Source organism: Neisseria sp. HMSC064E01, from assembly GCF_001808875.1.
GTDB classification, from domain to species: domain Bacteria; phylum Pseudomonadota; class Gammaproteobacteria; order Burkholderiales; family Neisseriaceae; genus Neisseria; species Neisseria sicca_A.
Genome location: NZ_KV794917.1, coordinates 1 through 14425 on the forward strand (window position 1 = coordinate 1; position 14425 = coordinate 14425).

Consider the following 14425-nt stretch of genomic DNA (forward strand, 5'->3'; position numbering starts at 1 on the left):
ACTAGTGTTGCACTTGAAATCCGAATCCAAGGACCTTTTTGATAGGAGTGCCGGGATTCGTATTTTGAAGGCTGGGTTAGCTGTTTAACATCTATAAAAGATTCAGGGTGGTATCCGAAACGTATGTTAGGCAGCAGGGGAAGATGATGTTATCTCTGCTGAACATTAAAAGGTCGTCTGAAAACGTGCAACTTCAGTTTTCAGACGACCTTTCGTCATTTAAGCCTTACGGAAATCCACATAATACGGAATTTGGGTAGGACCGCTTCTCCGGCATTATGTGGAAAGCCTGTATCAAGTGTTTTTATTTGTTACTACGTGTACCGCCAAAACCGATAGAAAAGGTTGGGTTGGCAATTTTCCCTGCGATCGCGTCGGCGTTGGGTCCGAAAAGGCCCAGTTCGTAGTCTCCGATATCGGTGTATTGCTGCGCCGGACCATTGCTTGCTTGAGCGATATCGGCATTGCTTCGTACGCCAATGACTTCCTGTCCGTCAAGATGGATTTTTTCCAGATTGCCTTTGTTTAATCTAATCTCTCCGGCATCTAGCTGAAGCCCTGCAATTTCTCCCTCGCCTGTGCGCTCGTCAAAATCGATGGTGTAGCTTAAATAGCCTGGGCGTGCTCCGGCAGCAAGATCGGCATCTGTGGGGTTGGTGAATTTGTTAAAAGCCAAGCCGTTATAAATCACCTTGCCCATCTTAGGCAGAGCTGCTTCAGGCGTAGGCTTGCCGCCGATTTCGATATGGGTTCTCTCATCAGAAGAACCGTCATTCGCCTGTATTGTTTTCGTAATTCCTGTAACAGTGGAGTAGGGGAGTTCGTAAAGCCGCTTCACGCTGTCATCCGGCATGTTTATGAGCGTCAGGGTTAGTTTTTGTGAGGCTGATTGGTCGGTTGACGGTTTGGTGGCAGGCGTTTGCGGCTTGGTGTTATTTGCTGTTTGGGCGGTGGGTGAATCGCCGCCACCGCTGCCACAGGCGGCCAGTGCGACTGCGAGGATGGTCAAAGAGAGGGCGCGTGATAGGTTTGTCATGATATTTTCCCTAAGTTAGTTATCGACAATGTAAAGGATAATGTAAAGATATTCTTCTGGTATGAAGATACTTATTGTCTTATGTTTTTTAAAATTTTTCAATAGCTTATTTTATTTAAAGGCGGGCGGTTTATGGATGATGGTTAAGGGTATCTTTTCATTTGATTACACTGAGGCGGTTGGTAATTCTCTCAAAAATCTTTGTATCCAGTCATGTCTTTTCCAAATGGTTTAGCCAATGTTGCAGACGGATTCTGGCTCTGTCTCATGCTAAAAAGGTCGTCTGAAAACGTGCAGTTGCTTCAAACCGACACCGTTTCAGACGACCTTTTATTTATTATGGTTAAAATCCACATGGATTATGATAAATTGGTATAATTTCAAAACTGATTATCCAATACATTTTTTCCTTAATATAAAAATAAAATGAACCATAATAAACATTACGGGACAATCGCCCATTGGTTCGGGGAAATGAGCCGCGGCTCCATTATTTGCGACGAGTCTTCGCAACGCATCTTTGCCAACCGCCAATCCCTCCACCCCGATTATCAAGAACCTGAAACCGGACACCGTGTCAGCTTTCAAATAGAAACGGAAAACAACCGCGCCGTCGCAAGGGATGTCGAGCGCGTCAATCCGGGTTATAAAAACAATGACAGCGCGGTCATTACGCTGACCGACTGGGATTGGTCGAAGAATGGCGGTTATGGAATGGATGTTTCAAACGAAGGGCAGCCGGTGTTTGTGCTGGGACAGTTTCTTGCCGACCAAACCCGTACGCCTAGGGCGGGCGACCGCCTTGAAGGCACGCTCCGCCGCCACCCCAACGGACAGTGGCTGCTGGTCGATGCCGTTATCCGCAGTACGCCTGAGTCCGAACCCGAGCCTGAATCGATACACGCTGCGCCAGCTAAAAAAGAAAATGTTCAAACCATACACTTTTTCCGTCCGGAGCACGGCCCGAAAGTTCAAGCCAAAATCGAACAGCCTTTGGTTGCCGAAACCCGCTATCCCGCTCCGAAATCTGCCCAAAAGAATCTATTGCCGCCCAATCAGGTCATGAGCGGTACGATTACCACATGGGATGATGCCAAAGGCTACGGCTTTATCCGTTTCGGCGACGAATCCCAAAATATTTTCTTCCACATCAGCGCGTACCATTACAATACCAGCCGTCCGCAAACAGGACAGCGCGTCAGTTTCTACTGCAACCGCCCGATAGAAGGCAACCGCCAACAAGCCGTCAAGGTTGTCCGGCTGGGCGACGAAGCATTCCTGTTTGACGAATTGCCACCCGACTACAACAGGCTCAATATCGATATGCAGGCACTCCTGATCAACAGCGTCATCGCCGTCGTTTTCCTGACCGTTGTCGCCGTACTTTCCAATAAACTGTTTTTCATTTACGTCCTTATCAGTATCGCCGCCTTCATCCTCTATCAACAGGACAAGCAGACGGCGATGGAGTCCGCGCGCAAAATCAGACGTAAAAACGAATACCAAAACCGTATCCCAGAAAACAAACTGCACGCGTTCAGCCTGCTGGGCGGCTGGCCCGGTGCATTGGTTGCGCGCGCCGCGTTCCGCCACAAAACCAAGAAAGTTCCTTTTGTTCAGATTTTCTGGCTGACAGTGGCAATAAATGTTGCCATTACCTATGCCCTGCTGATACATTACGCCGATAATCCTCTGACGAATTTTCTGAAAAACTAAACTGAAACAAAGGAATATCATGTCTTTTGCATTTTTCTTCCCCGGTCAGGGTTCGCAAAGCCTCAATATGATGGACGGCTTCGCAGGACAATCGGTCGTAAAAAACACCTTCGACGAAGCTTCCGCCGTCTTGGGTCAAGATTTGTGGGCGATGATTAACGGTACGGACGCCGAACTCATCGGGCAGACCGTGAATACGCAGCCCATTATGCTGGCTGCCGGCGTTGCCGTTTACCGTGCCTATCTTGAAGCGGGCGGCAAAACGCCAGCCGTCGTTGCCGGCCACAGCCTCGGCGAATACACCGCACTTGTTGCTGCCGGTGCATTGGATTTTGCGGATGCAGTCAAACTCGTCCGACTGCGCGCCGAACTGATGCAGTCTGCCGTACCGCAAGGCGTAGGTGCGATGGCGGCGATCCTCGGCTTGGAAGATGAACAGGTTAAAGCCATTTGTGCAGAAGCCGCGCAAGGCGAAGTGGTCGAAGCCGTCAACTTCAATTCGCCCGGGCAAGTCGTGATCGCGGGTAATGCCGCCGCCGTCGAGCGCGCCATGAATGCAGCCAAAGAAGCGGGAGCCAAACGCGCGCTGCCGCTGCCTGTATCCGTTCCTTCGCATTGCAGCCTGATGAAGCCTGCTGCAGAAAAACTTGCCGAAGCGCTCAAAACCGTCGAAATCAGACAGCCGCAAATCCGCGTCATCCATAATGCCGATGTTGCCGCTTACGACGATGCAGAGAAAATCAAAGACGCGCTTGTCCGCCAGCTTTACAGCCCTGTACGCTGGACGGAAACCGTCAACGCACTCGTTGAAGAAGGCATTGCCGAATCCGCCGAATGCGGACCGGGCAAAGTGTTGGCAGGTTTGGCAAAACGCATCAACAAAGAAGCCGCGTGCAGCGCTTTGACCAATTCCGAACAAGTCGCTGCCTTTGTCGAAGCACATTAAACTTGCCGCCTTGTCTGTTTCAGACGACCTTTCTTAATGAAAGGTCGTTTTTTAATGTCTGTTGGTTGCGTTTTAATAGGGAAGGGAAAGGCAATAGGGGATGTTTTCCATTCCAGTCCACTATCAATTTATTTTGAACATTTAAGGCCGTCGTCTGAAAAAACTTTACAGAAATAAAAATCGTTATTCATTTAAAAACAGCAATTTCGTCGCATCGGTAACTTCGTTGCGATATAATCATAGGCTTTACCAATCCGACAGATTGATAAAATATTCAATCTGCATTAATCCGGAACACCGAGCCAATGATAGAAAAACTGACCTTCGGCCTGTTTACCCAAGAAGATTCGCGCAGCTTCATGCGCTTGATGGCTTACATCCGTCCTTATAAAGTCCGCATCATTTTTGCGTTAATTGCTATCTTTGGCGTCGCCGCCACCGAAAGCTATCTTGCCGCCTTTATTGCCCCCTTGGTCAACCAAGGCTTCGCCCCGCCTTCTGCACCGCCCGAACTCAATACCGCAGGCGGCATCGTCGCCACGCTGCAAAACTGGAAAGACCAATTTACATACTTGATTTGGGGTACACCCAATAAAGTCTGGGTCGTGCCGGTATTTTTTATCTTTTTGGTCATTATTCGAGGCATCAGCCGCTATGTCAGTACCTATCTCTTGACTTGGGTTTCCGTCATGGCAATCAGCCATCTGCGCCGCGATATGTTTGCCAAGATGCTGCAACTCTCTTCCAAATTCCATCAGGAAACCCCGTCCGGTACGGTGTTGATGAACATGGTGCAAATGGCGGAATCATCCATCAGCAACGCCAGTAATGTCTTTATCGTCCTGACCCGCGACACCATGATTGTCATCGGTTTGGTCTGCGTCCTACTGTATTTGAACTGGCAGCTCAGCCTGATTGTCGCCCTGATGTTTCCGTTGCTGTCTTTGTTGTCCCGCTATTACCGCAACCGTCTGAAAGATATCATTGCCAGTGCGCAGCAAAGTATCGGTACGCTGAATAATGTTGTTAACGAAGTCCACCAAGGACACCGCGTGGTCAAACTCTTCGGCGGTCAGAAGAAAGCGTCTGAACGCTTTGCCGAAGTTAATGACACCATTGTCCGTCTCGGTAAAAAAATCACACAAGCCAGCGCGGCGCGTTCTCCGTTCAGTGAGTTGATTGCGTCGTTTGCTTTGGCTGTCGTCATCTTTATCGCCCTTTGGCAGAGTCAGCAAGGCTATACCACCATCGGCGAATTCATGGCATTTATCGTTGCTATGTTGCAAATGCTCGGTCCGATCAAAAACTTGGCGAACATCAGCATCCCCATGCAGACCATGTTTATCGCTTCGGATGCGGTTTGCCAATTCCTCGATACCGAGCCTGAACAAGACAAGGGTACCAAACATCTGAAAAACGTTTCAGGTCGTCTGAAATTCGAAAACGTCGATGTCCGCTACCACGAAGACGGTAAAAAAGCCTTGGACGGCTTCAATCTTGACATCCGCCAAGGCGAACGCGTTGCTTTGGTTGGTCGCTCAGGCAGCGGCAAATCCACTGTCGTCAACCTGCTTCCGCGTTTTGTCGAACCAAGCTCGGGCGCGGTTTATTTGGATGATGTCAACATCGAAGACATCAAACTCAACAACCTGCGCTCCCAATTCGCCCTTGTTTCCCAAGATGTTTTCCTGTTTGACGACACTCTTTTGGAAAACGTCCGTTACAGCCGTCCCGATGCAACTGAAGAAGAAGTATTGGCAGCCCTCAAAGCCGCGAATTTGCAAGATTTGGTTGAAAGCTCGCCGCATGGTTTGAACCAACAGATAGGTGCAAACGGCAACCAACTCTCCGGTGGTCAGCGTCAACGTGTTGCCATTGCACGCGCCATTTTGAAAGATGCCCCCATCCTGCTTTTGGACGAAGCCACCAGCGCGCTGGACAATGAATCCGAACGCCTCGTCCAACAAGCCCTCGAACGCCTGATGGAAAACCGCACCAGCATCATCGTCGCCCACCGCCTGACCACCGTCGAACAAGCTGACCGTATCATCGTTATGGATGAAGGCCATATTGTCGAACAAGGCACACACAGCGAGCTGATGGCTCAAAACGGCTATTACTCCATGTTGCGCAATATGCCGAAACAGGCAGCAGGTTGATTTTCAGACGATCTGTCGGTCAGTTGAAGGACGATTTGTCTAAAAGGTCGTCTGAAAACACCAAGCTGCAAGACAAGGAAGGCTGCCGAACAGACAGAAAGGAACTATCCGCATGAATCATCAAGCCCAGTCCCCCACCGTCTCCGTGATGATCCCTTACTACAACTGTAAGGAATACATTGTAGAAACCATCCAGTCCGTCCTTAACCAAAGTTATCAGAATTTTGAAATCATCATTGTTGATGACGGCTCCGCCCCGGAACACGCCGATTATTTGAGGGAGTTTCTGGCGGACAAGCCCGCCATACGTTACGCCGTGCAAAACAATCAAGGCGTTGCCGCCGCCCGAAACCATGCGGCGCGGCTGGCGGGGGGCAAATACTTCCTGTTTCTCGATTCAGACGACCTCATCCTGCCGGATTACATCGAAAAATGCGTCACGGTTTTGGAAAACAATCCCGACTGCAAGCTGGTGTATCCGTTGGCGGAATATTTCGATGCGCAAGAAGGCTTATGGAATCTGCCGGACTATGACGGTTTGGAAAGCCTGTTGATGGGCAACCGTTTTCCTTCATCCGTCTCCATGCACCGCGCCGAAGATTTTGCCGCCTTGGGTGGATTTGATGAAAATCTGACGACACACGAAGACTGGGATTTCTGGATACGCCTCTTAAGCAACGGCGGAACCGTTATCCGTATTCCGGAAGTGTTGTTCCGCTACCGCAAACGCCGTGACGGATCATCACTGATTAACCGCTTGGAACAAAATCCTGATTTAAACCGCGAAGACTGGCAAAAAGTTTACGAGAAAAACCGCGCGCTGTTTATGCAACATCATTTGGGATATTCCGACTGTATTCAAAAAATATCCTTACTAGAACAACAAATCCAATCTTTATCCGAATTAAACCTTCAATTGCGAGAAGACAATACCAATATGCAAAATCAAAACCAAGAATTGCAGCATGTAATGGCAAAACTGCTGCAACAAACCGAACTGTCTGCCAAGCAGACTGAGTCTCTGCAACAGCAAATCGACATGTTGATGCAGTTGATGGTGCGCAGCCAGGCAGCAGAAGAGCAATCAAAAGAACAAGAAAAACAAATCGAATTGCTGAAAAAACAAATCGATACCTTGCAGCAGGAAAAACAGTCGCTCGAACACACCATCCATACCTTGAATGAAAACAGGCAATCGTTCGAGCAAACCATACACGGACTCAATGAAAACCGTGCTTTATTGGAGCAGCACATCCGTCAGGAAAGCCAACGATTGGCAAAATACAAAGGGTTGTGGACGGTTAAGGTATTCAAGCCGTTCGTTAAAACCGAACAGGCCATCAGCTCTGCCAACCGCTACCGCAAAGGCTTCCGTCTTTTGGTGCGTGAGAAGGGCAGTATCGGCAAGGCATATCAGTTTTTACGCCGCCATTACAAGCAAACCCATTCGATTAAAAGCGTGAAACAGCTTTTAAAAATGGTCGGTTCTTCGCCTGTTGTTGCACAGGAAGTTCTTGGTGTTCAGGCAGACCCGATTCCGCAAACGTTTATCCAGCGGCTGAACAAACACGCTGCCGACACGCTTGCGCCTAAAGTTGCCATCATTGCCGAACTCAGTATTCCGCAATGCAAAAAATACCGCGTTATTCAAAAGCAAGAAATGCTTGAGGAGCTGGGTATTCCTTGTTCCGTGACTTCATGGACGGACAGCAACGAAGCCAAGAAACAGATTTCTTTGGCAAGTTTGGTGATTTTCTACCGCGTTCCCGGTTTTGACAGCGTAATGGATTTAATTGCGGAATGCCGTCGTCTGAACATCAAAACATTATGGGATGTCGATGATTTGATTTTTGACGAAGATGTCCTGAAAACCAGCAGCACCATCAACTCGCTTGAACCGGCAGAAAGAGAAGGCGTGATTAACGGCGCGAAACTTTACCGTCAAGCCATGTTGGCGTGCGACGAAGGCATCGCTTCGACTTCCGGACTGGCAAAAGCCATGAAGGAAGCAGGTTTGGAAACCGTTTATGTGGTTGAAAACGCGCTGGATGATGAAACGCTGGCAGCGGCGCGCAACATTGAGGGTCGTCTGAAAAAACAAGAAGATGGCTTGATTCGGATTATTTACGGTTCGGGCACCAAAACGCACAACATCGACTTTTTGGAAGCCGCTCCCGCACTTGCCAACATATTGAAAGAAAATCCGAATGTCAGGTTCAGAATCATCGGCTATTTGGAGCTGCCCGGATATTTCGACGAAGTACAAAGCCAAATCGAGCGCATCCCGTTTTGCAACTATACGGAATACCTGACTTATTTGTCCGAATGCGACATCAGCATCGCGCCTTTGGAAAACTTCGTTTTCAATGATGCCAAGAGCAATATCAAATACCTTGAGGCATCGATTACCAAAGTGGCATCCGTATGTTCGCCAAGGGCAGCTTTCGCCGATGTGATTGTCAACGGCGAAAACGGCTTTCTGGCAGACAGCGAACAGCAATGGCATGAAGCGTTCGCTACCCTGATTCAAAATCCCGAACTGCGCGACAGTATGGCGCAGGCGGCATACCGTACGGTCACGGAAACATACAGCCCGCAAGCCATCGGCAGCACGCAGCTTGCACCCGCCGTCCGTTTTGAATCTGCCGCAAAAGGGAAAACCAAAGTCTTATCGTTTAATGTTTACTATCATCCGCAATCGTTTGGCGGGGCGACAATTGTTGCCGAGCAACTGAACAAACTGCTTGCCGATGAAGAAGCCTATGAAATATATGCGGTAACGACTTTGCCGATGAAGAGCTGGCTGCCGCCGTACAGCGTCATCCGTTACGAATACGGCAAAGTGACCGTTTTCGGCGTTGCCGTTCCTTCAGAAGATGCGGCCGCCCACGAAAACCCGCGTTTTGATGCTGCCGTCAAAGACATCATCGAACTCGTGCAGCCCGACATCGCCCATATCCATTGCATTCAAAGCATGGGCGTCGGTATGGTCGATATTTGTCGGGAAGCTGGTGTCAAAACCCTCGTTACCCTGCATGACGCCTGGTGGATTTGTCCGAACCAGTTCATGCTTGACGAAAATGAAGTCTTCCGCGAGCAATGGAATACCGAAGACGAACGGAGCAAAACCATAGCCCGCGCCTTGGCGAAAATCGATATGTTGCTTGCGCCCAGCAAATATTTTGCCGAACTGCATGAAAAAACCTTGGGCAGGAACGTCCTCGTCAACAAAAACGGCGTTACCCGCCCCTTGGGTCAAATATCCAAACGGAAAAAAGACGTTATCCGCTTCGGCTATGTCGGCGGAAAAACCAAAATCAAAGGCGTTCATCTGATTTTGGACGCCTTCAGGAAACACCGTTTCCCTAATACCGAACTGGTTGTTGTGGACAATATGCTCAACGTCGGCGCGCGTTCGTTCTTTGACAGCGATTTCGACGGCGTGGAACGCTTCCGCATCGAACCTGCTTACAGCCAAGATACTATCGACCATTTCTTCTCGGAAATCGATGTTTTGCTGTTCCCAACACAATGGAAAGAAAGTTTCGGTCTGACGGTCAGGGAAGCAGTATTGCGTGATGTTTGGGTAATCGCCACGGATGCAGGCGGTGTGTCCGAAGACATTATCGACGGCGAAAACGGCACGGTCATTCCGTTTGACAGCGGCGTGGAAGAATTGAGCCGCGCCATTGCCGAAGTTTGCGAACGCTATCAAGCAATGGACGATGGCGCAGTCATTGAATTGCCGAAAAGCCATATTCGGACTTTTGCGGAACAAAAAGACGAATTGGCAGGCCTATATCAAGAAATACTGTTGAACCAAGCAGATTGATGTTTTCAGACGACCCTTTCGATGGCAGCAAAGGGTCGTCTGAAAACAAAATCCCTCCCCGATTAACCGCCCGCACCCGAATCATGAATAAAACCATCATCCTTGCCGTTCCCTATATGTACGAACTCGACAAGTGCATCGAAAAAAACCTGCGTTTTTTGGGGTTCGACGTCGTCAACCTTTGTTACGACGACAGGGATTCTTTTTATCCCAATATGGCAAGCAGGGTGAAAAACCTATATTACAAATATGTTGCCAAAGACGGCGACTACAAAAAAGTTTTGAAATATAGCCGCTATCGGGATGATATTGCACGCAAGCTGGGTTCGTTAAACGGAAAAAAAGCGGATTACGCCCTGTGTATCCGCGCCAATATCTACCCTAAAGAAATCATTGCCGCCATTCGTGCGCACAGCGAAATATGTGTCAATTACCAATGGGACGGCATCGGGAGGTTCCCCGATATCTTGGAATATCTGGACTATTTTGATCAATGCTGGGTTTTCGATCCGCAAGATATTGAGCAATATCCGGAGTACGGTTTCAAAGCCACGACTAACTTCTACTTCGATTTGCCTGTTCCCGAATTGCCGTCAAACGACGGCCTCTACTTCCTTGGTGGCTACGAATTGAGGAGGGAAGAGCAGACCAAGCATTTCATCAGCGAAGCGGAACGCCTCGGACTGCCTTTGGATTTCCATATTTATTGCAAAGACGACCGTGCCGAAAAAGCTTTCGGTACAAAAGGCATTACTTATCTCGACCGCAGCAGCATCCTGAGTTTTGAAAACAATTTAAGCAAGGTACAAAGCTGCGGGGCGGTGGTTGATTTTGCCCAGTTTGACCATTACGGTTTGTCGTTCCGCATTTTCGATGCCCTGCGGTTCGATAAAAAACTGATTACGACCAACCAAAGCATACGGGATACCGACCTTTATCATCCCGACAATGTGTTTTTATGGGATGGCGGCAGCTTGGACGAATTGCCTGACTTCTTAGCGCGTCCGTATCAGCCGGTCAGTCCGGATATCAAAGAAAAATATTCGTTTACCCAATGGCTTAACCGTATGCTCGGTATCGGCAATTAATTAAGGCGAACCTGTGCTGTAGCCGTTTTAAGAATTTCATCATTGCCTGATTGTATAGTGGATTAAATTTAAATCAGGACAAGGCGACGAAGCCGCAGATAGTACAGATAGAGACCTTTGCAAAATTCCCCAAAATCCAGATAGTACGGAACCGATTCACTGGGTGCTTCAGCACCTTAGAGAATCGTTCTCTTTGAGCTTAAGGCGAGGCAACGCCGTATTGGTTTAAAGCTAATCCACTATATTTTCAGACGACCCTTTCTCTTTACCGCACGACGATTATGAAAAAGAAAACCGTTATCCTGGCTATGCCGGAGCTGTTTAAAATCCACGAGCTCATCATTGAGAATCTGGAAAAATGCGGCTTCGACGTGCTGTCCCTGACTTACGAAGAAAAAGAATTTAAATACAAAAGCATCTTCCAGCGCATGCAGAAAATTTGGTACCGCAACATCCTTGGACAGAGGGATTTCAAGAAACGGGTGATGTTCCGTTTGGTGGAAGAGCGGCTGGAAGCGTTGTTGGAACAATATCCCGAGCAGGCGGATTATTGCTTCATGATTTGGCTGGGCGCGTATCCGAAAGAGTTTATTTCCAAGCTGCGCAACCACGCCAAACTGATGGTCTATTACAACTGGGAAGCGCTGACTTTCTTGAAAGAAGATTTTGAAAATATCGAATTTTTCGACAAATTTTATTTCTTCGATCCGTTTGATCAAAACAAGCTGCCCGAATACGACCATGTATTGCATCCGACCACAAGTTTCTATTTCGACAGCTTTACGTCGTCTGAAAAAAACGAAAACAAAATCCTCTTTATCGGATCGTACGCAGAAGACCGCAACAGCGACATTCGCGCGTTCTGTGATGCTGCACGCGCCATCGGTTTGGATATCGATTTCCGTCTGGCGAGCAAGAAAATCGCCGAAGAGCAAGCCGCACTTGGCATCCCCGAAGTGCAGTTCTTCTCGTTTGCCAACGCATTGTCCTACCGCCAGAATTTAGAAGAAGCCGCCAAATCCTCCGTATTGGTCGACTTCCTCAACCGCAAGCATTACGGCTTGTCTTTGCGGATTTTTGAAGCCATCGGTTTGGACAAAAAACTGATTACCACCAATCCGACCATCGTGCATTACGATTTTTACCATCCCGACAATATGTTCTACTGGAACGGCAGCAATCTTGCCGAACTCAAAGACTTCCTGACCCGACCGTTCGCCCCCATTGCGCCGGAATTGAAGCGCAAATACAGTTTCAGTAACTGGATAAACTGCGCCTTCGATATCGAGCCGAACATACCGATCGGGCTGCCGCATATCGACAAGGATGCCATTAAGCAGATATAGCGGATAAGCAAATTTGCGGGATACGCGGTACAAATAAAAGGGAAACTATTCACTGAGTGCTTCGGCACTTTCAACGTCTATTCACAATAAATGATGCCGCGCGGACGCCGACTGTTCAAACGCAGGCGGTTGGTCCGTTAAAAGACATCTTTCACGTCGAGAATGTACGGTTTGCCGTACCTTCTCCCGCTTGCCGTTTCCTGAATCTGAAACCTATCCTGTTTTCAAAGGTCAGTTTGAACAGGGCAATAAGATATTTATTCATCTGTATAACAATAATAAGTTGATGATTTTAAAATCAATAGGAGGACACACACCATGTCTCGGAAACCTATTATCCTATTAGGCATGTACCAAGTTAACGACATTTATAAATTGCTTATCCAAAATTTAGAAAAACAAGGATTTGAAGTTGTCGATATCAGCTACGACCATATCGCGCCCCCCTTCAAGTATTCGTCTTTAAAAATGAGGCTGGGGGCATTCTGGTGCAAAAAAGTCCTGAAGCAGAAAAAGAAAAAAGAAATTTTGAGGAAAAAAGCCCGACTTCGGCATTTCGCGAACATTTATCAAGAAATGATGGAGAAAATAAAAACATTCGAGTATTTTGATTACGCATTGTTTTTAAACGGACAAATCTACCCGAAATATCTGCTGAAACAGGTCAAACGCAAAACCAAAAAATTGATGGCAGCCTACCAATGGGACGGGCTGGACAGATTTCCCAAAATTTGGGAAAGCATTGATATTTTTGACAAAGTATATGCTTTTGACCCCGAGGACAATCGGAAATACGGCGATAAAGTCATTCCCGCCGCCAATTTTTATTTTGAAGTAGACAAGGACGCCGATACCGAAAACCGCTACGATTTTTATTTCCTAGGGTCGCATGTTCCCGATCTTGACAGGGACAAAGCCATTTCGACTTTTTCCGAATATGCCGAAAAGAAAGGCTGGAAAGTCGATTTCACGATATTCCATGTCAACGACGGCAGTTTGAACGAGCATTCCGATGTTTATCCCGACAGTATCAAAGCGACGGCAGAGCCGCTTACATTTGAGGACAACATCAAACGCGAACTGCAAAGCCGCGTCTTGCTGGACTTTAAAGCGGCGGTACATACGGGCTTATCGTTTCGGACAATCGAAGCGGTCGGTTATCGCAAAAAACTGATTACCACCAATGCCGAAGTTGCCAAATATGATTTTTATCATCCCGACAATATCTATATTTGGGACGGCAAAACCTTTGACGGTATGGAGGAGTTTCTTGCCAAACCCTATCGCGAGCTGCCGCCCGAAATCTACCAAAAATACAGCTTCGACAACTGGTTGAAATACATATTGGATCTACCTCCGTATCAAGAAATCACGTTACCCAAGTAAGCCTCTTTGAGGTCGTCTGAAAGTCTTTGGTATTTTCAGACGACCTCAAAAATTAGATTCATCACACTATTTATGCTATAAGGTCGTCTGAAATTAACAGACTCCATTCCCAAAACAAGGAAGTAAACATGAGTACACAAGATTTAAGCGGCAAAATCGCATTGGTAACAGGCGCATCGCGCGGTATCGGCGCGGCGATTGCCGACACGTTGGCGGCGGCAGGTGCCAAAGTCATCGGTACGGCGACCAGCGAAAGCGGCGCTGCAGCGATTAGCGAGCGTCTGGCGCAATGGGGCGGCGAAGGCCGTGCATTGAATTCCGCCGAACCCGAAACCATCGAAAACCTGATTGCCGACATCGAAAAAGCGTTCGGCAAGTTGGACATTCTGGTCAACAACGCCGGCATCACCCGCGACAACCTCTTGATGCGTATGAAAGAAGAAGAGTGGGACGACATCATGCAGGTCAACCTCAAATCCGTGTTCCGCGCCTCTAAAGCTGTCTTGCGCGGCATGATGAAGCAGCGCACCGGCCGCATCATCAACATCACATCCGTCGTCGGCGTGATGGGTAATGCCGGTCAAACCAACTATGCCGCGGCAAAAGCAGGCTTGATTGGTTTCTCCAAATCCATGGCGCGCGAAGTCGGCAGCCGCGGCATTACTGTCAACTGCGTCGCCCCCGGCTTTATCGACACCGACATGACCCGCGCCCTGCCTGAAGAAACCCGTAAAACCTTCGAAGCGCAAACTTCACTGGGCAAATTCGGCGAAGCGCAGGACATCGCCGATGCGGTCTTGTTTCTCGCTTCCGACCAAGCGAAATACATCACCGGTCAAACGCTGCACGTCAACGGCGGCATGTTGATGCCTTGATTCGGCTTGGGAAATATAGTGGATTAACTTTAAACCAGTAC

9 protein-coding genes and 1 pseudogene are annotated in these 14425 nt (G+C 48.3%); 9 read left to right on the forward strand and 1 reads right to left on the reverse strand.

Going from position 1 to position 14425, the window contains the following annotated elements; genetic code table 11:
- Positions 1-304: 304 nt before the first annotated feature.
- Entirely contained in the window at positions 305-1036 is a 732-nt protein-coding gene (locus HMPREF2572_RS04295) for a factor H binding protein domain-containing protein (protein ID WP_070496391.1), read from the reverse strand.
- Between the two features lie 426 nt (positions 1037-1462).
- Here HMPREF2572_RS04295 and HMPREF2572_RS04300 point away from each other — a divergent pair, with 426 nt between their 5' ends.
- The 9 genes and pseudogenes from HMPREF2572_RS04300 (at position 1463) to fabG (ending at position 14384) form a co-directional block, all read left to right on the forward strand.
- Positions 1463-2752, forward strand: coding sequence for a DUF1294 domain-containing protein (locus tag HMPREF2572_RS04300; RefSeq protein ID WP_070496392.1), 1290 nt, complete (start codon positions 1463-1465; stop codon positions 2750-2752).
- A gap of 19 nt (positions 2753-2771) precedes the next feature.
- Positions 2772-3698, forward strand: a complete 927-nt coding sequence (gene fabD / locus HMPREF2572_RS04305; RefSeq protein ID WP_070496393.1) for an ACP S-malonyltransferase — start codon at positions 2772-2774, stop codon at positions 3696-3698.
- Positions 3699-4003: 305 nt separating this feature from the next.
- Positions 4004-5857 carry a lipid A export permease/ATP-binding protein MsbA gene (msbA, locus tag HMPREF2572_RS04310; protein ID WP_070496394.1) on the forward strand — a complete coding sequence of 618 codons (1854 nt, stop codon included), beginning with the start codon at positions 4004-4006 and terminating at the stop codon, positions 5855-5857.
- 112 nt (positions 5858-5969) lie between these two features.
- Positions 5970-9689: a glycosyltransferase gene (locus HMPREF2572_RS04315; protein ID WP_070496395.1), complete on the forward strand. Its 3720-nt coding sequence runs from the start codon at positions 5970-5972 to the stop codon at positions 9687-9689.
- Between the two features lie 83 nt (positions 9690-9772).
- Positions 9773-10777 (forward strand): WaaS/CpsH family glycosyltransferase, encoded by a 1005-nt coding sequence (locus HMPREF2572_RS04320; protein WP_070496439.1) that lies wholly within the window; start codon positions 9773-9775, stop codon positions 10775-10777.
- A gap of 53 nt (positions 10778-10830) precedes the next feature.
- Positions 10831-11049: pseudogene (locus HMPREF2572_RS14765) on the forward strand (hypothetical protein); the annotation flags it as partial.
- A gap of 9 nt (positions 11050-11058) precedes the next feature.
- Complete coding sequence (locus tag HMPREF2572_RS04325; protein WP_070496396.1) at positions 11059-12123, forward strand: WaaS/CpsH family glycosyltransferase; 1065 nt, start codon at positions 11059-11061, stop codon at positions 12121-12123.
- Between the two features lie 318 nt (positions 12124-12441).
- Positions 12442-13509, forward strand: coding sequence for a WaaS/CpsH family glycosyltransferase (locus HMPREF2572_RS04330; RefSeq protein WP_070496397.1), 1068 nt, complete (start codon positions 12442-12444; stop codon positions 13507-13509).
- A 128-nt stretch (positions 13510-13637) separates the two neighbouring features.
- Positions 13638-14384 (forward strand): 3-oxoacyl-ACP reductase FabG, encoded by a 747-nt coding sequence (gene fabG / locus HMPREF2572_RS04335; protein WP_070496398.1) that lies wholly within the window; start codon positions 13638-13640, stop codon positions 14382-14384.
- Positions 14385-14425 lie beyond the last annotated feature (41 nt).